Origin of the sequence: Methylosinus sp. sav-2, assembly GCF_004366495.1 — a bacterium.
Lineage (GTDB): Bacteria > Pseudomonadota > Alphaproteobacteria > Rhizobiales > Beijerinckiaceae > Methylosinus.
In genome coordinates this window covers 15,812-31,863 of sequence record NZ_SOEJ01000010.1, presented here as the reverse complement: position 1 = coordinate 31,863, position 16,052 = coordinate 15,812, and the positions used below count along the sequence as shown (strand labels likewise).

Genomic DNA, 16,052 nt, shown 5'->3' with positions numbered 1-16,052 from the left:
AGAGGCGCTTTTCCATGAGAACGGGCGAAACCCAAGGCCGAGGCGACGCTGCCCGGTCATCGGCCCACATATGAAACCAAGCCTCGGCAGTTCTCAACTAATTGCTTGTTTATTTGATATTTTCACGCAATGTGTCAGTATCGACACAGGTCGAATATTGCCGATCGGCCCTAACGCGCCTATCCATGTGTGTCGCCTCGGCGACCTCGGCGCGCGGTCTCGGGAGTCCGAAGTAGCGTTGAACAAGACCCACAACATCCTCATTGTCGAAGACGATCTCGAGATACGCGATCTTCTCGCCAGCTTTCTGCAAGCCAAGGGCTTCGTCGCCATGGCTTGCGGCAGCTCCGAGGAAGCCGGGCCGATCCTGGCGCGGGAGGAAATCGATCTCGTTCTCCTCGACGTCATGCTGCCGGGCGCGGATGGATTCGAGTTCTGCCGCAGCCTGCGTTTGTCTGGCGGCCCGCGCATCATCATGCTGACGGCGCTGAGCGAGCCGGTCGACAAAGTCGTCGGGTTGGAGCTCGGCGCCGACGATTATGTCGGCAAGCCTTTCGATCTTCGCGAGCTGCTGGCGCGTATTCGAGCCGTGCTTCGCCGCCCACCGGTCGGCGAACGTTTCGACGCGGAGCTGGTCTTGCGCTTTTCCGGCTATGCCTTCCATCCGCAGCGCCGCTTCCTGCGCTCGCCAACCGGCTTGCGCGTGCCACTCACCGGCGCCGAGACCGATCTGCTGCTGGTGTTCTGCCGGAACACGCGCCGAATTCTCTCACGAGAGGAGCTGATAAATCTCTCGCGTGGCGAAGGTTTCGCCATTGCGCCGCGATCTGTCGATCTCCTTGTCAGCCGTCTTCGCCGCAAGCTTTCTGGCGACGATCCGTTCACCGATGTCATCCATACGGTGCGCGCGGATGGATACGCTTTCCAGCCGGAAGTCTCGATCGAATGATTCAGCGCTTCTTCGCGACGACGCTCGGTCAGATCATTGCGATCATCGCCGTGTCTTCCGCGACGACCTTCTTTCTCTTCCTCGCCATTCTGTCGACCATCAACACCAATCTCCCTCCGCCGCCGCCATGGCCTTGGCCGAGCGCCTATCGAATCGCGTTCCTCTTCGAGAGCGTCCTCGGAGCGCCGGAGGATGCGCGTGCGGCTATCGTCGCCCGCGCGCGCCGAAGTGATTTCGTCGTCCAATTGACGTCCGCGCCGGTCATTTGCGACGGCAACGACAAGGACGCTCAGAATCTCCAATCGGCGCTGCGATCGAAATTCGACCATGCTCTTTCCGAACCGACTGTCCGCTCTTGCGGCTCCGGCGACCCGGTGACCGATCTTCAAGCGCTGTTACCATTGAATGGACGAACGCTGGAGGTCCGAACCGGCAACCCGGGAGCACAATATTTTCCGTGGCTCACTTTTCCGCTCGTGGGAGCCCTGCTGTTTCTCTGCGTCGCGCTCGCCGCATTGTCCGCTTGGGCCGTTTGGCGCGTCACCGGACCGTTGCGTCGTCTCGCCGACAAGGCCGACGCCTTCGGACGCGAGATCACGCTGGAGCCCATCCAGGAAGAGGGGCCGCTGGAAATACGACGCGCGGCGAGAGCCTTCAATCTGATGCAGGAGCGCGTCATGCGCTCTATGAGCGAACGCACGCGCATGCTCGCGGCTGTCGGGCATGACCTCAGGACGCCTCTCACGCGCATGCGCCTACAGCTGCAAGCTGGAAAAATGGAAAGTCTCAGAAGCAAGCTTCTGCGCGATGTCGATCTGATGCATTCGATGGTCGCCTCGACACTCTCCTTTCTCAACGGCGCCTTCGACGAGGAAGAGAAGGAATGGCTCGATCTCGGCGCTCTTTTGTCGACCTTGTGTGACGAATTCGAAGAAACGGGAGCCCGGATCGCTTATGAAGGCGGCGCCGACATTCGCTTTTTCTGTCGACCCAACGCGATCAATCGCGCCCTGACCAATCTGATCGAAAATGCCATTCATTTCGGCAATCGCGTCGACGTTTCCGCTTCGACGGACGGAACTCGCATCGTGCTAGACGTGGCCGATGACGGTCCCGGCGTTCCTGCCGGACGCATCGAGGAAATTCTCGAACCTTTCGTTCGCCTCGACCCTTCGCGCTCCGCGCGGCCCGGAAGCGTCGGCCTCGGACTTTCTATCGTCAAAGAAATCGTCGAAGCGCATCGGGGCCGGCTCGACCTCCGCCACCGCGAGCCGCACGGCCTCATCGCCAGAATTGTATTTCCGATCTAGTGGGTGCGACCGCCGCGCGACGAGCCGCGACGCCGTCAGGACCGGCGGAAGTCGTTATCTCAAGGCTGCGTCCAAGCCTCGACGCCATCTTCGGTCAAACGCACCGGTGTCGCTTCCCCGCCGGCAACATTGAGCGCACCGATCAGTTCCGACTTGCGCTCGGGCGGCGTCATGAACAAAAGGAAACCTCCTCCACCGGCTCCCGACACCTTACAGGCATAGGCGCCGGCGTCATGCCCGATCTTCAGCAGTCGCTCGATGAGATCGTTCGAAATCGTTGCAGCGGTGCTTTTCTTCGACAGCCAAGACCGATTCAACGTGTCTCCAAAAGCACATAAATCACCTGCGAGCAATGCGCGCTTCATCGCGAACGCCGCCTCTTTGAGCGACAGCATTGCTTCGACGACGCCAGCGTCCTTCGACACGATTCTGCTGATCTGGGCGTCGATGATCGCGTCGGAATCTCGGGACAGCCCGGTAAAGCAAATCACCAGCGACGCTTCGAGCTCCAGCAAGATATTCCTATGCACGCGCAGCGGATTCACGATCACGCGATCCTGGTCGAAGAATTCGATGAAATTGACCCCTCCGAAGGCGGCCGAATATTGATCCTGCTTGCCGCCTGCGAGCCGAAGCTCTCGACGCTCGATCTCGAACGCCAAATGCGCCAGCTCGTAACGTCCGAGCGGCGCGCCCGCATATTCCCGCATTGCCTCGCACATAGCGACGACGAGCGCGGACGACGTTCCGAGCCCAGAACCTGCGAGCGCATCCGCCGTCGTCACTATGGTGACGCCTGTAGATCGCGATAGGACGCCATCCTCGAGAAATCGATTGAATATCCCTCTATGGAGCCGCAAACCAAACGAGCTGTCGATCGGCGTACCGAACGCGTGGCATTCGGTTACCCCCTTGTCGCGCGCGTCGAAGATCACCTTCATATCGTTCCGCGGAGTGACATAGCAATATGCGTAGCGATCGATCGTGCAGTTCAACACCGCGCCGCCATGCAAATCGCAAAATGGCGAAAGATCCGTGCCGCCGCCACCGAACCCCAAGCGCAATGGCGCGCGCGAACGAATGGTCGAGACGGCCGTCGCCTGGACGCTGCGTATTCCGGGCCGAAGGAGGTCTGAGCCGTTAGCGAGAGATTTCATGGCTGACATCCGTTCCCCAGGGTCGATGCCACCAGAGCCTCGAGATTTCGTTCATAGACCGACAAGGAGAAATTCGCGTCGTAATAGGCTCTCACCCCGCTCATTCGTCGCTGCGCTTCTGACGGACTGCGTTCTCGCGCTTTTTCCCGCAGCGCATGTGCGAATGCCTCCGGGTCGTCGGCGACTGTCACCTCTCCGAGAGAGGCGGCGTCATCGTGCATTCCACGTAGAGCGGCGGAGGTCGCGATCATTGGCAATCCGCTCGCCATCGCTTCCAGCGTTTTGATCGACAGCCCGAAGCCCTGGACCATCGGTAGAAGAACGAGGCGAGCGGTTCCATAGACGCTTCGGACATCGTCCACGCGTCCGACGAACCAATCGCGATAGCGTCCGAACTCCTCGGGCGCTTCCGATCGCACGCCGCTATCGACATTGCCGACGATTCTGATGTTGATCCCCGCGATCTTCGGCGCAACCTGCCGCAGAAACCAGACGACGCTTTCGACATTGGCGGTATTGTTGCTCGCTACGATGACGATGTCATCGCCACCCGGGCCGACCGGCGCCTCTGGACCTGCCGGGTAGAGGAGAGCATGGCGCTTCTCCGGAAGCAGTAGCGCGAAAGCTTCGTGCTCTTCCACATTCACATGCAAGAGCAGATCGGCGCGCCGCATGCTCTCGAGCTCGACTGCGAGCATCGACTCGTAGCTCGCATGTGGACGCAGCCACCCGATCTTCGTATTCATCAGCATGAATTGACGCGCTTGCAGATCGTGACTGTCGAGAAGAATAGGCGAGCGTCCCCGGGAGAGACGCACGGCCACAGGCATCAAAAAAAAGTGATTGCAGTGCACGAGATCGAACGATCGTCTCTCGAGATCTTTGGAGAACAGCGCTCGCTCCGCAAGAGCCGTGCGGATGATTGCCTGATTGCCATGCGCATACGGCCAAACGGCATCGCGAAGGAATTTGGGGTGCAAAACCGTGCGGAGGGGGGCGCCGCCGACGAAGCGCGCATCGCTTTCGAGTTCCGACGTCGACTCGAGGTAGGACCGCCATATCCAGGAGCGGCCGGGAACGAAACCGGGATCGGTGCTGACCGCGATAGTCGAAACATGTGCGCCCATTGCACGATACGCGGCGATTTGACCGAGGATCGACTGGTAGCTTCCGCAGGAATGCCACGCCGGATGCACCACGGCCACTTCCTTGTCGACGAGTGACGCCGAGTGCGCCGGACGGAAGAAGAAGGACTGGTTCATGCGACTAACATCTCTGCAGCTATTCCCGAGAGCGCCTCGACATAAGCATCGAAACCGAACACTCGATCGAAAAAGCGGCGGGTGTCGCTCGTGCAATTCGGCGTGACGCCATCGCCGCAGCTCGAGCGCGCATGAACGTGCCGCATCGCAGCGGCGAAGCTCGGCGCATCCGCGGCGACGGTGACGTTGCGAATCTCTTGCAAATCGACATTCAGGCCACGAAATGCAAGCGGCGTCGCAATCAGGGGCGCACCGCTGGAAAGAGCTTCCACCGTCCTGATCGACAGCCCGAATCCTCCCAGTGTGGGCAGCAAAACGCAGGCTGCGCGTTCATAGACCCACTCGATCTCCGGCACGCGACCCAAAAATAGATGTCGATATGCGTCGTACAGTCGCTTGTCGCGGGCTTTGATCACTTGATCGATATCGCCGACGATGTCGATCGAAACCTGCGGCGCCAGAGGCAGAACCTCCTCCAACAGCCATTTGATTCCAAGATAGTTCGGATAGTGTCCGCTCGCGACAGCTATGATCCTCTCGCTCCTTCGCGATTGCGCCGCCGGCGGAACCGCAGGGTAGACGAGCGCATGACGCATTTGCGGCAGCAAGCGCTCGAACAGCTCGCACTCTTCGTAATTGAGATGCACGCAAATGTCCGCTGTTCTCATCCACTCGAGCTCGATAGCGAGAAGCGCGTCGAATCCAATTTGCGGGGAAATAAAGAACCCATCTCGGTTACGAAGCAGGAATTGAGAGGCTTGGACGTCATGCGTCTCGAGAACCACGGGCGCTCGACGTTTTCCTACCAATCGCCGCACGAACGGCAATGTGAAGAAGTGATTGGCGTGAACCAGGTCGATCGCTTCGTCGTCGAGGCCGTTGGGTAATGGCGTCCGCTCGACGAGCTCGATCAGCCACGACGCTTGGTCCCCGTGGATGAGCGGCCACCATCCGTCTTTGAGCAAGGAGAGGCTCGCCAAGCTTCGAGTGGGCGGACCGGAAAAATAGCGCTCGTCGACCGGCAGATCGTGAGTTTCGCTCAAATACTTCCGCCACCGCTTTCCGCGAGGCGCCTGGGCGGTCGGCGCATCCATCAGAGCGATCGACAGGACGCGCGCGCCGAGCGCGCGATAGGCCAGGGCCTGGGCGCAAATGACGCGATAGGTTCCACATGACGACCAAGCTGGATGAACGATGGCGACCGTTTTCCCATCGAGCTTCCGGCCGAATAACCGGGTGGGGCTCGGATTGTTCGTTCTCTCGAAGCGCGGCATGTCGTTCAAGAAGCCTTCTTTGGAACTGCCACCCGCGCCCCTTTAGCGCCTTAGCCGGGGAACTGTGTTTCCAGATGATGTCGCATTCGAGTTAAAAGCGACATCTTGTAGAGAGTCGGAAAAGCGCGACATTGTTTCGGGATGCAGTCTTAATTTCGCCATACGCAGGACTTTCTGCTTCAGCTGAAATTGGTGTGACGGATGCATCGCGCGGCGTACCCTCTACTCGAACGTCGGGGCTTTCGCGGTTGGAACGCAGCGGCAATTTCGAGCCGCGATTCCTGGCGTCGATCAAATGGGATATTCGTCCGCATAGGATACGGAACTACAGATGAACGAGACCGAGTTCGATCAATCGCCCGCCGCCGACCGACGATATGGAGTCTCGATTGTCGCCAATGACAAAGTGATCGATTGGTTGCTACCGTTCTTGGAGAGCTATAGCGTCACGAACTCCTCGCTTCCGCTCTATCTCATCCCCTACGATGACAATATGTCTCTAACCAAACGCGCGGCGGAACTATATGGCGCGACGATTGTCGAAAGCGAGCCGGTTGAAATCGATCGATTGTCCTATCAACTCTATCCCGGGATCTTCAACGCGAATCGACGCCGGCTTCGTAAGCTGCAGGCGCTCGTACTGCCTCTCGACGAGGTCGCCTACGTGGACGTCGATGTGATCCTTTTTCGGGATCTGAGGCCGGTTTTCGGTCGGCTCGAAAGGGGGAAGGTCGAGTTCATCGTCGCATCGCCGAGCTTCGACTATGTCTACAACGAGAATCGAAAAAGACACGCCTTCTTGGACGACGCTCTCTTATTCAACGACGGATTTTGGGTGACGTCGAGCCGCTTCCTCACGCTTTCCGATGTTCTCGCAACGATCGACAGCGACGTCGAGATGTTTCACGACATTCGCAAGCGAGGTCAGCTGTTCGCGCAGCCTCTGATGAATTTTGTCGTGCATCGGCGTGGGTTGAAGACGGCGCTATTGCCACATTGCGTCGACAATGCTTCGCATGAGAATTTCTACAAGGCGCCCGGAATCACCTTCCGAGATGGCAAGCCGCTCGATCCCGATGGCAAAGAGATTTATCTGGCGCATTGGGCGGGAGCGCTCTCTCTTCCGTCACACGATATATTCGCTGGCGCCTGGAAAGAGCTTTCGAAAGCGGCCTGGTCCAAATTTCAGAAGCGAACGACCTGACCTTCGATGGAATGCCCAGACGAGAGGTTCGCGGCGCGATGGTGACGAAACAGGCGGTAATATTGGTCGGCGGCAAGGGAACTCGTCTCGGCGCCTTAGCGGCCGCAACTCCGAAGCCGCTCATGGCCATCGACGAAGATATGGTGTTTCTCGACCTTCTGCTGTTCGAAATCGCTCGCCACGGGTTCCAGGATATTCTATTGCTCGCGGGACATTTGGCCGACAAAATAGCGCAGCGCTACGATGGCCGCTCCATTCACGGAGCGGCTGTCCGTGTGATCGTCGAGAGCGTTCCGGCGGGAACAGCGGGCGCATTGAAGAATGCGGAGCCATTGCTCGACCCGATTTTTTTGCTGGTGAATGGCGATACGCTGTTCGACGTCAATTTGCGGCGGCTCACGGCGTTGATAGAGAGCGATCCAAACCTCATGGGCGCGCTCGCGCTCCGTCGGACATCGAATGCGAGCCGTTACGGCAGCGTGGTAACGGAGAATGGATATGTCGTCGCCTTTCACGAAAAGCAGTGTGGCGCCGGGGCGGCGTTGATCAATGGCGGCGTCGGCGTGTTTCGACGGGAGATATTAGGCTGCGTCGGAGAGTGGCCGAGCTCGATGGAGTTGAACGTTTATCCTCGACTCGCGAAAGCGCGCACGCTGGCCGGGGCAGAGTTCGAAGGCTATTTCATCGATATCGGAACGCCAGACTCTCTCTTCGAAGCGCGTCGTGACCTTTCCGCTCGACGTCGTCCTGCCGTGTTCTTTGACCGCGACGGGGTGCTCAATCGCGATTTTGGCTATAGCCATCGTGCGGAGGAGTTCGATTGGATTCCGGGCGCCATTGAAGCCATTCGTTGCGTCAATGACTCGGGGGGCTTGGTCATCGTGGTCACCAATCAATCGGGCGTTGGGCGCGGGCTCTTTCGCATCGAGGATGTCCAACGCTTTCATACGGCCATGTCCGAGCAGCTCGCTGCGGCGGGCGCGCACATCGACGCGTTCTATTTCTGCCCCTACCACCCCGAAGCCATCGATATCGAATGGCGGCACCCGGATCATCCAGATCGTAAGCCCAATCCGGGCATGATCCTGCAGGCATTGGAAGACTGGCCGATCGACGTCGCTATGAGTTTTCTCGTTGGCGACAAAGAAAGTGACGTAGAGGCGGCGCGGCGTGCAGGGATCCGAGGACTATTGTTCCCAGGGGGCGATCTCTATGAGTCTATACGACCGGAGATCGAGCGTGTTGCCGAGCGTCATGCTCGCGCGAAATCGTAGGGGCGCCGATCGGCGTGGAGACGTGCTCGCCCGGCGGCTCAGAGAACCTACCGTCGACATGCGTCGATCGCGCGCAAGTCTATTCGCCTACGCCGAACGTCACGAACCCGAGAGGAATGATATGACGAGAGTGGTGGCGCCGTGCTCCGTCTGCGCCTGGTTGAAGGAGAAAGCTCTTCCCTTATGGTCGTCGGTCGGATGGGATCGGGATACGGATTCGTTTGTCGAACGTCTCTCCTCTCGAGGAGAGCCTCTGCTCGACACGCCGAGGCGAGCTATGGTGCAAGCTCGCCAGATTTACGCTTTTGGGACAGCGCATAGAAACGGCTGGCTTTCGGACAGCGAGGACTTGGTCTCGCGGGCGGCCGATTCGATGGTCAGGCGATATTACGGCGTCGATGGCGCGCGTGGCTGGGCGTTTTCTGTCGCGCGTGACGGCGCAGTCGTCGATAGTCGTCGCGATCTCTATACGCATGCGTTCGTCCTGCTAGGCTTGGCGACGGCCTATGAGACGACACAGGATCGCGCCTATATTGCGCTAGCGGATAAGACACTGGATTTCCTGGACGGATACATGGCCTCGGCGCATGGTGGATATATCGAGACGCTCCCGGACTCCCGCGGCCACCGTCGTCAAAATCCGCACATGCATTTGCTGGAGGCGCTACTTGCGCTTTTCGATGCGACAAAAAGATCGAGCTATTTCGAACGCGCGACGGCAGTGCGCGACCTGTTCTTTGCGCGCTTTCTTCAAAGTCAAGGCTCGGTCGTCGTCGAGTTTTTCGACAATGAATGGCGTCCCCTCGACAGCCCTCACTTTCCTTTCGAGCCCGGCCATCACTTCGAGTGGATCTGGCTATTGGATCGCTACGAAAAATTGCAACGGTTCGATCTGGCGAACGCTTTGGATCGACTCTGGGACACGGCGCTGCACGTTGGCGTCGACTCCAACTGCGAAATCTTCGCGCGCGGGACGATTGGCGGAGCCGTGGATCGTTCGACGCGCCTCTGGTTTTATACGGAGGCGGCAAAGGCCGCCTTGGTGATGAGTGCGCGACAGGAGCGTTTCTGCGGCCCGACGGCGAAGGACTTCCTGGACGCGATGCACGAACGGTTTCTCGAGCCAGCTCTCTCGGGCAGCTGGATCGATGAATTCGACGCCCACGGATGCGTGAAGAACGATTTTGCTCCTGCGAGTTCGCTCTATCATATCTGTTGCGCTGTTGACGCTTCGGAAAGCGCCGGCGCACCACCTTGGCGGCGATGACTAAAGCGGTTTCCGTGCAATTTTTGCCGATAGCTACGCGATGGGGTCAGGCAGTTCGTTAGGATCAGGCAGCGAGCACCGCACTCCAGATTTCGGCGCAGTCGTCCCGGCGGTTCTAGATCTGCTCAGCGCGGATCGCCCCTTTCTGATGCGATGCATGAGCTCGACGCCGACGATGGTGATCGCCGCATGTCGGAATCGCTCGAGCCCGAGCATCGGCCCCAAACGAAGCTTGGTGGATCGGTGATCCTGTTCAATTCGGTTATTCAGGTATTTCGAAGATCGAATTCGAGTCGGCGCGCCGCGACGATGCTGTGCGAGAACCTCACGCGCCGCCCGATGTGACGCCTGATATCCGTCGAGCCTGATTTTGCGCGGCGGCGGTCCGTGGCGCGCGAACGCGCCACGGAAACACGCTTTGGCGGCGGCGACATCTTGCTTCGCGTGCAGCAAAAAGTCCGGGACTGTCAGGAATCTTGTGTGTGAGGCCATAGTAGAACCGCAGGAGGCGAGCTATTGCGATTAAGAAGGACACATTGGACCAATTGTTGTCGGGACGCGATCCGAAGGAGGTTTTTTCCAAGGGTGGCTTGGTCGACGGTCATCGACGCCGTGCTGGAGACCGTCGCCGAATGGCGGAACCGGCCGCTCGAGGCGATGTATCCCTTGGTCTTCTTCGACGTGCTGCGCGTGAAATCCGCGATGAGGGCTTGGTTCGGAACAAGGCGGTCTATCTCGCGTTCGGCGTCACGGCAGACGGAACGAAGGACATTTTGGGGCTTTGGATCGAAACCGCGGAGGGCGCCAAATTTTGGCTTGGGGGGATGAACGAGCTGAAAAACCGCTGCGTCGGCGACATACTGATCGCCGTGGTCGACGGCCTGAAGTGCTTGATGCCGGAGGTCATAGCCCAAAATGACCCGCGACAAAAAATTTACGACAAACCCGCCATGCCGGCCGATCGCCTTGCGTAAGAAGCGCAACGCAGCTTTGCGGTCCCTCTTGGCTGTCAGCAGGAAATCCACCGTCGCGCCCGCCTTGTCGACCGCCCGATAGAGATATTTCCAGCAGCCTTTGACTTTCACGTAGGTCTCATCGAGACGCCAGCTGGATCCGATCGCGCGCTTGCGAGCACGGAACTGTTTCTTCAGCAAAGGCGCATACTTGACGACCCAGCGGTTGAGCGTGGAATGGGCGACTTCGGCGCCTCGCTCATCCATCATTTCCTCGAGCTGACGATAGCTCATCGGATACGCCACATACCACCGGACGCCCCATAGGATCACGTCGCGTTCAAAATGGCTGCCCTTGAAATCGATCATCGGACTATTCAGCCTGCCCCAGCCCGGCGATCATAGCCCCAACGGACCCGCGAGAAAAATTCGCGACAGAGCCCTTCGGTCTTCCCTACAGGCTCTTCATCTTCACCAGTGGCCTTTCGGTCACATCGCTTTCGGTTACCGGGGTCTACGTGTGGTGGCGGAAGCGGCGGTCGTATTCCCGTGTCGCGTTGTCTTTTAATCGGGCCTGCTCAAGAGTTCGTGGCGATCACATCGTCGTTGACGAAAATCACGCTCGCCGCGCCGACGACGGTCAAATGATCTCGGGCGGCCGATCCGGCGGCCGCCGCGTCGCGCGCGAGTATCGACTGGACGATGCGGTCGTGCTCGCGCCAGGATTTTTGCAACCGCCCGTCGAACCGAAATTGCGCGCGACGGAACGGCGCCAACCGGCGACGCGTCTGCGAAGCGAGCTCGCACATATGCGGCGAATGCGCGCCGCGATAGAGACGCGTGTGGAAGTCCGAATTGAAGAGCTCATAGTCGGCTTCCGCCTCTCGCGCGACAAGCTCGGCGGCGGCTCTATGCTCGATCTCCAGCGTGCGGCGCTCTTGTTCGGTCATGCGTTCGGCGCAAAAGCGAGCGCAGATCGCTTCGAGTTCGGCCATGCTCTCGAACATGGATGCGAGATGCGCGCGCGAGACGACGGCGACGATGGCGCCGCGATTGGGACGACGTTCGACGAGACCCATGGCCGAGAGTCGGTTCAACGCCTCGCGCACCGGCGTGCGCGACACCTTGTAACGGTCGGCCAGCGAAGCTTCGTCCAGCTTTTCGCCCGGATGCATGCCGCCGGTGACGATGCGATCCGAAATGGCCCGCACCATCTGGTCGACGGTCGTGCCCGCGCGCACGAGCTTCCGTCGGCTTTCGCTCGGTCTCGCCTGCTCCTCTTCCGATGACAATGAGCCGATCCTCCATCGCCGCTTCCGTGCGCTGATGACCAAATCTTCGGCATAAACTGCATGCAAATGCCGAATGATAGGGCAGTGAGTAAGTTATAACTTATTACAGTTATTGAAACAATTAGATTTCTGCGTATGGACTATCAATTGCATACACATTGCAGAGCCGCCGCGGGGCGGAAAGGAGCTCTCCATGACGCGACGCATGATTTTCGACAGGCGGCATCTCCTCCAGGGCGCAGCGGCGGGGCTGGCGGCTTCGGCGCTGGGCGCGCGGCCCGCGGCCGCGGCGACCGTGACGATCGGCTTCATCTATGTCGGCCCGAAGGACGACTATGGATATAATCAGGCGCATGCCGAGGGCGCCGCGGCGGTGAAGAAGCTGCGTGGCGTCACCGTCATAGAGGAAGAGAAGGTCCCGGAGACGATCGACGTCGTCAAGACGATGGAGTCGATGATCAATCTCGAGGGCGCGTCGCTGCTGTTTCCGACGTCCTTCGGCTATTTCAATCCCTTCGTGCTGCAGGCCGCGAGCAAATATCCCCAGACGGAGTTCCGCCACTGCGGGGGACTGTGGACCGACAAGAATCCGAAAAATGCTGGCTCCTATTTCGGCTATATCGGCTCCTGCCAATATCTGAATGGCGTCGTCGCCGGCCATATGACGAAGACCAAGAAGCTCGGCTTTGTCGCCGCCAAGCCGATTCCGCAGGTGCTTCTCAACATCAATTCCTTTTTGCTCGGCGCGCGCTCCGTCGATCCCGACATCACCTGCAGGGTGATCTTCACAGGAGAGTGGTCGCTCGCGGTCAAAGAAGCGGAAGCGGCCAACGCTTTGCTCGATCAGGGCGTCGATGTCGTCACCTGCCATGTCGACAGCCCCAAGGTCGTCGTTCAGACGGCGGCTGCGCGCGGCGCCTATGTCTGCGGCTATCACGCGGACCAACGTCCGCTCGCGCCAGAGCGCTATTTGACCGGCGCCGAATGGAACTGGGCGACAGTCTATAAAACATATGTCGAGAAATTTTTGGCCGGCCAGCCTTTGCCGAATTTCACGCGCGGCGGCCTCGCGGAGGGCTTCGTCAAGACGAGCCCCCTCGGCGCCATGGCGCCGGATGCGGCGAGGCGGCAATTCGAGGCGAAAAAGGCCGAAATGACCAAGGGCGGCTACGCGATCGTCGCCGGCCCGCTGAAGGACAACAAGGGCGCGCTGGTCGTGCCCGCGGGCAAGAAATATCTCGAGACCGCCGTCGAGCTCGAGAGCATGAATTATCTCGTCGAAGGCGTCATCGGGGCGATCTCCTGACCTGGCCTCGGGCGCGCATGGAGCGGACGACATGACCGAGACGATCACCGACGACCCGGCGAGACGAGGCGAGCGCCGCGACTTTGCGACGGAGCGCGCCTGGATCGCTCGCCGAGCCGAGCCGCTCGTCATCGTCGCCGCCTCCTTGCTCGCGGGCTGCGGGCTGTTCAGCCTGCTTCTTTTGACGCTGGACAAATCGCCGGCGCAATTTTTCGAGCTGCTATGGCGCGGCGGCTTCGGCAGCTGGTTCTCCGTCCAGAACATGTTGTCGCGCACAGCGCCTCTGCTACTCGCCGGACTTTGCGTCGCTCTTCCGGCGCGGCTCGGGCTTCTCATCATCGGCGGCGAAGGCGCTATCGCGCTCGGCGGCGTCGCCGCCGCGGCGACAGGCTCGGCTCTCTCATCGGCGCCGGCGCCGCTCGTCATCGCGGCCATGGCCCTCGCCGGCATGGCGGCCGGCGGCGCTTGGATCGGCGCGATCGGCGCTCTCCGTCATTACCGCGCCGTCAATGAGACGATCTCCGGCCTGCTGATGGCCTATATCGCGATCGCGCTCATGAATCATCTCGTCGAAGGCCCTTTGCGAGATTCCGCTTCGCTCAACAAGCCGTCCACCGCCCCGCTGCCGGACGCAGACCGCATCGGCGCCATTCCGGGAACCGATGTGCATTGGGGATTGGCCGTCGGCATTGCTTGCTGCTTTCTCGCTTCCGTCCTGATCGAGAAGACCTCCTGGGGCTTCGCCGCACGAATTTCCGGCGGAAACCTGCGCGCCGCGCGCATACAGGGATTGCCGGTCGGCGCGCTGATCGTCGCCTTCTGCGCGCTCGCGGGCGCCGCTGCGGGCCTCTGCGGAATGATCGAAGTCGCCGCAGTCCATGGCGCCGCCAATGCGTCGCTCGCCTCCGGCTATGGCTACACGGGCATCCTCGTCGCCTTTCTCGCGCGGCAAAATCCGCTCGCGATCATTCCCGTGGCCATGCTGCTCGGCGGAGTCGGCGCCGCTGGAGGGCTCATCCAGCGCCGCATGGAGCTGCCGGACGCCACGATCCTCGTCCTGCAAGGCATGGTCTTCATCGTCGTTCTATTCGCCGAGACGCTCTACGGGCGATTCCATATTTTTACGCCCGAGCGCTGGGCGCGGAAAGGCTGACGCGATGCAGACGACCGACATTGGATATTGGAGCGTGCCGCTCGCCATCGTCGGCGGCGCGATCCGCGTCTCGACGCCCTTCATCTTCGTGTCGCTCGGCGAGACGATCACCGAGCGCGCCGGGCGCGCCAACATAGGGCTCGAAGGCATTCTGATCTTCGGCGCAATGTCGGCCTACGCGACAGCCGTGCTATCGAATTCGCCCTGGCTCGGCGTCGCGGCCGCCGGCGTCTCGGGAATCGCCGCCGGCCTGCTGCACGGCTGGATCTGCAAGTTTCCGCGCGTGAACGACATAGCGATCGGCATTGCGCTCATGCTGCTGGGAACTGGGCTCGCCTTCTTCTTCGGCAAGGCGTTCATCCAACCTTCCGCGCCGCGCTTGCCAGCCATTTCCTTGGGCTTTTGGTCCGACATTCCGCAGCTGCGCGCCGCGCTCGACGTGAACGCGCTGTTCGTCATCGGCGCGGCGCTCGCCGTTTTCCTGCAATGGGCCTTTCGCAACACACGCGCCGGCCTCATTCTCAGAACCGTCGGCGACAGCTCGGACGCGGCGCGCGCCATGGGAATCGACCCCGATCGCGTGCGCCTGCTCGCGACGGCGGCGGGCGGCGGCCTCGCGGCGATCGGCGGCGGCTATCTCTCGCTCTATTACCCCGGCAGCTGGAATGAGAGCATCTCGTCCGGCCAAGGCTTGATGGCCGTGGCGCTCGTCGTCTTCTCGCGTTGGAATCCGCTCGGCTGCTTCGCGGCGGCCCTGCTGTTCGGCGGGGCCGGCGCGCTCGGCCCGGCGCTGCAATCGGTCGGCGTGACCCATGGCTACTATCTGTTCTACGCCGCGCCTTACGCGCTGACGCTCGCGATCATGATCGCGACCTCTTCTCCCGGACGAGCGCTCGCCGGAGCGCCGTGCGAATTGTCGATCACGAGATGAACAGGAGACGACGCCATGAACGAGCGCGCCGCCGCGGAACGATATATCGCCGCCGACCCTTATCCCTGGCCCTATAATGGCGCTCTGCGTCCCGATAATACGACGCTCGTCGTCATCGACATGCAGATCGATTTCTGCGGCAAGGGCGGCTACGTCGATGCGATGGGCTATGATCTCTCGCTCGTGCGCGCGCCGATCGAGCCCATAAAATCCGTGCTCGGCGCCATGCGCGCCAAGGGCTATCACGTCATCCATACGCGCGAAGGGCATCGACGCGACCTCGCCGATCTGCCGGCCAACAAGCGGTGGCGCTCGCGCCGGATCGGCGCCGGCATCGGCGATCCCGGCCCGTGCGGGCGCATTCTCGTGCGTGGCGAGCCGGGCTGGGAAATCATCGAGGATCTGGCGCCGCTCGACGGCGAGCCGATCATCGACAAGCCGGGCAAGGGCTCCTTCTGCGCGACCGATCTGGAATTGATCTTGAAGCAGCGCGGCATAGAAAACATCGTGCTGACCGGCATCACCACCGATGTCTGCGTCCACACGACGATGCGTGAAGCCAATGACCGTGGCTTCGAATGTCTGCTCCTCGAAGACTGTTGCGGCGCCACCGACCATGGCAATCATCGCGCCGCGGTCGAGATGATCAAGATGCAAGGCGGCGTCTTCGGCGCGGTGGCGACCTCCGCCGCGCTGCTCGCCGCGCTTCCGTGAGGCTCG

General features: G+C 60.7%; 14 protein-coding genes and 2 pseudogenes. 10 read left to right on the top strand and 6 right to left on the bottom strand.

Going from position 1 to position 16,052, the window contains the following annotated elements; translation table 11 throughout:
* Window positions 1-238 precede the first annotated feature (238 nt).
* Window positions 239-949 (top strand): response regulator transcription factor, encoded by a 711-nt coding sequence (locus EDE12_RS15750; protein WP_026597716.1) that lies wholly within the window; start codon window positions 239-241, stop codon window positions 947-949.
* Complete coding sequence (locus EDE12_RS15745; protein ID WP_036290034.1) at window positions 946-2,259, top strand: ATP-binding protein; 1,314 nt, start codon at window positions 946-948, stop codon at window positions 2,257-2,259. Before EDE12_RS15750 ends, EDE12_RS15745 begins: the two co-directional genes overlap by 4 nt.
* Window positions 2,260-2,318: 59 nt before the next feature.
* Here the strand turns inward: EDE12_RS15745 and EDE12_RS15740 are convergent, their stop codons facing one another.
* The 3 genes from EDE12_RS15740 to EDE12_RS15730 are packed head-to-tail and all read right to left on the bottom strand — an operon-like array spanning window position 2,319 to window position 5,952.
* A complete protein-coding gene (locus EDE12_RS15740) occupies window positions 2,319-3,416 on the bottom strand; it encodes a GHMP kinase (protein ID WP_198029856.1) in 1,098 nt (365 codons plus the stop codon).
* The gene (locus EDE12_RS15735) at window positions 3,413-4,678 is read right to left on the bottom strand and encodes a glycosyltransferase (RefSeq protein WP_051465594.1); all 1,266 of its coding nucleotides are present in this window, start codon (window positions 4,676-4,678) and stop codon (window positions 3,413-3,415) included. The genes EDE12_RS15740 and EDE12_RS15735 overlap by 4 nt, the downstream gene beginning before the upstream one ends.
* Window positions 4,675-5,952, bottom strand: coding sequence for a glycosyltransferase (locus tag EDE12_RS15730; protein ID WP_245275698.1), 1,278 nt, complete (start codon window positions 5,950-5,952; stop codon window positions 4,675-4,677). Before EDE12_RS15730 ends, EDE12_RS15735 begins: the two co-directional genes overlap by 4 nt.
* 331 nt (window positions 5,953-6,283) lie before the next feature.
* Here EDE12_RS15730 and EDE12_RS15725 point away from each other — a divergent pair, with 331 nt between their 5' ends.
* The 3 genes from EDE12_RS15725 to EDE12_RS15715 are packed head-to-tail and all read left to right on the top strand — an operon-like array spanning window position 6,284 to window position 9,697.
* Window positions 6,284-7,156 carry a hypothetical protein gene (locus EDE12_RS15725; protein WP_024882079.1) on the top strand — a complete coding sequence of 291 codons (873 nt, stop codon included), beginning with the start codon at window positions 6,284-6,286 and terminating at the stop codon, window positions 7,154-7,156.
* A 38-nt stretch (window positions 7,157-7,194) separates the two neighbouring features.
* A complete protein-coding gene (locus tag EDE12_RS15720) occupies window positions 7,195-8,430 on the top strand; it encodes an HAD-IIIA family hydrolase (RefSeq protein ID WP_026597719.1) in 1,236 nt (411 codons plus the stop codon).
* A complete protein-coding gene (locus tag EDE12_RS15715; protein ID WP_083967390.1) occupies window positions 8,369-9,697 on the top strand; it encodes an AGE family epimerase/isomerase in 1,329 nt (442 codons plus the stop codon). Before EDE12_RS15720 ends, EDE12_RS15715 begins: the two co-directional genes overlap by 62 nt.
* Before the next feature lie 33 nt (window positions 9,698-9,730).
* On the opposite strand, the gene EDE12_RS15710 is transcribed toward EDE12_RS15715, so the two are convergent.
* Complete coding sequence (locus EDE12_RS15710) at window positions 9,731-10,189, bottom strand: DDE-type integrase/transposase/recombinase (RefSeq protein WP_083967391.1); 459 nt, start codon at window positions 10,187-10,189, stop codon at window positions 9,731-9,733.
* A 102-nt stretch (window positions 10,190-10,291) separates the two neighbouring features.
* Here EDE12_RS15710 and EDE12_RS15705 point away from each other — a divergent pair.
* Window positions 10,292-10,584 (top strand): annotated as a pseudogene (locus EDE12_RS15705) (transposase); the annotation flags it as partial.
* A 72-nt stretch (window positions 10,585-10,656) separates the two neighbouring features.
* Here EDE12_RS15705 and EDE12_RS15700 read toward each other — a convergent pair.
* Both EDE12_RS15700 and EDE12_RS15695 read right to left on the bottom strand, forming a co-directional pair.
* Window positions 10,657-11,019: pseudogene (locus tag EDE12_RS15700) on the bottom strand (IS6 family transposase); the annotation flags it as partial.
* Window positions 11,020-11,228: 209 nt separating this feature from the next.
* Entirely contained in the window at window positions 11,229-11,864 is a 636-nt protein-coding gene (locus EDE12_RS15695; protein WP_036290093.1) for a GntR family transcriptional regulator, read from the bottom strand.
* A gap of 271 nt (window positions 11,865-12,135) precedes the next feature.
* On the opposite strand from EDE12_RS15695, the gene EDE12_RS15690 reads away from it, so the two are divergent.
* From EDE12_RS15690 to EDE12_RS15675, 4 genes are read left to right on the top strand one after another with little or no spacing between them, the layout of a single operon-like run.
* Window positions 12,136-13,248, top strand: coding sequence for a BMP family ABC transporter substrate-binding protein (locus EDE12_RS15690; RefSeq protein ID WP_024882085.1), 1,113 nt, complete (start codon window positions 12,136-12,138; stop codon window positions 13,246-13,248).
* 31 nt (window positions 13,249-13,279) lie between these two features.
* Window positions 13,280-14,401, top strand: coding sequence for an ABC transporter permease (locus tag EDE12_RS15685; RefSeq protein ID WP_036290037.1), 1,122 nt, complete (start codon window positions 13,280-13,282; stop codon window positions 14,399-14,401).
* A 4-nt stretch (window positions 14,402-14,405) separates the two neighbouring features.
* Window positions 14,406-15,332, top strand: a complete 927-nt coding sequence (locus tag EDE12_RS15680; RefSeq protein WP_024882087.1) for an ABC transporter permease — start codon at window positions 14,406-14,408, stop codon at window positions 15,330-15,332.
* Window positions 15,333-15,347: 15 nt separating this feature from the next.
* Window positions 15,348-16,046 carry an isochorismatase family cysteine hydrolase gene (locus EDE12_RS15675; protein ID WP_026597722.1) on the top strand — a complete coding sequence of 233 codons (699 nt, stop codon included), beginning with the start codon at window positions 15,348-15,350 and terminating at the stop codon, window positions 16,044-16,046.
* The last annotated feature ends 6 nt before the right edge of the window (window positions 16,047-16,052 follow it).

Coding starts and splice junctions, on each gene's coding strand:
- EDE12_RS15745 (WP_036290034.1), top strand. CDS start 946: ATGATTCAGCGCTTCTTCGCGACGACGCTCGGTCAGATCATTGCGATC.
- EDE12_RS15740 (WP_198029856.1), bottom strand. CDS start 3,416: ATGAAATCTCTCGCTAACGGCTCAGACCTCCTTCGGCCCGGAATACGC.
- EDE12_RS15735 (WP_051465594.1), bottom strand. CDS start 4,678: ATGAACCAGTCCTTCTTCTTCCGTCCGGCGCACTCGGCGTCACTCGTC.
- EDE12_RS15730 (WP_245275698.1), bottom strand. CDS start 5,952: ATGCCGCGCTTCGAGAGAACGAACAATCCGAGCCCCACCCGGTTATTC.
- EDE12_RS15725 (WP_024882079.1), top strand. CDS start 6,284: ATGAACGAGACCGAGTTCGATCAATCGCCCGCCGCCGACCGACGATAT.
- EDE12_RS15720 (WP_026597719.1), top strand. CDS start 7,195: ATGGTGACGAAACAGGCGGTAATATTGGTCGGCGGCAAGGGAACTCGT.
- EDE12_RS15715 (WP_083967390.1), top strand. CDS start 8,369: ATGAGTCTATACGACCGGAGATCGAGCGTGTTGCCGAGCGTCATGCTC.
- EDE12_RS15710 (WP_083967391.1), bottom strand. CDS start 10,189: ATGGCCTCACACACAAGATTCCTGACAGTCCCGGACTTTTTGCTGCAC.
- EDE12_RS15695 (WP_036290093.1), bottom strand. CDS start 11,864: ATGGTGCGGGCCATTTCGGATCGCATCGTCACCGGCGGCATGCATCCG.
- EDE12_RS15690 (WP_024882085.1), top strand. CDS start 12,136: ATGACGCGACGCATGATTTTCGACAGGCGGCATCTCCTCCAGGGCGCA.
- EDE12_RS15685 (WP_036290037.1), top strand. CDS start 13,280: ATGACCGAGACGATCACCGACGACCCGGCGAGACGAGGCGAGCGCCGC.
- EDE12_RS15680 (WP_024882087.1), top strand. CDS start 14,406: ATGCAGACGACCGACATTGGATATTGGAGCGTGCCGCTCGCCATCGTC.
- EDE12_RS15675 (WP_026597722.1), top strand. CDS start 15,348: ATGAACGAGCGCGCCGCCGCGGAACGATATATCGCCGCCGACCCTTAT.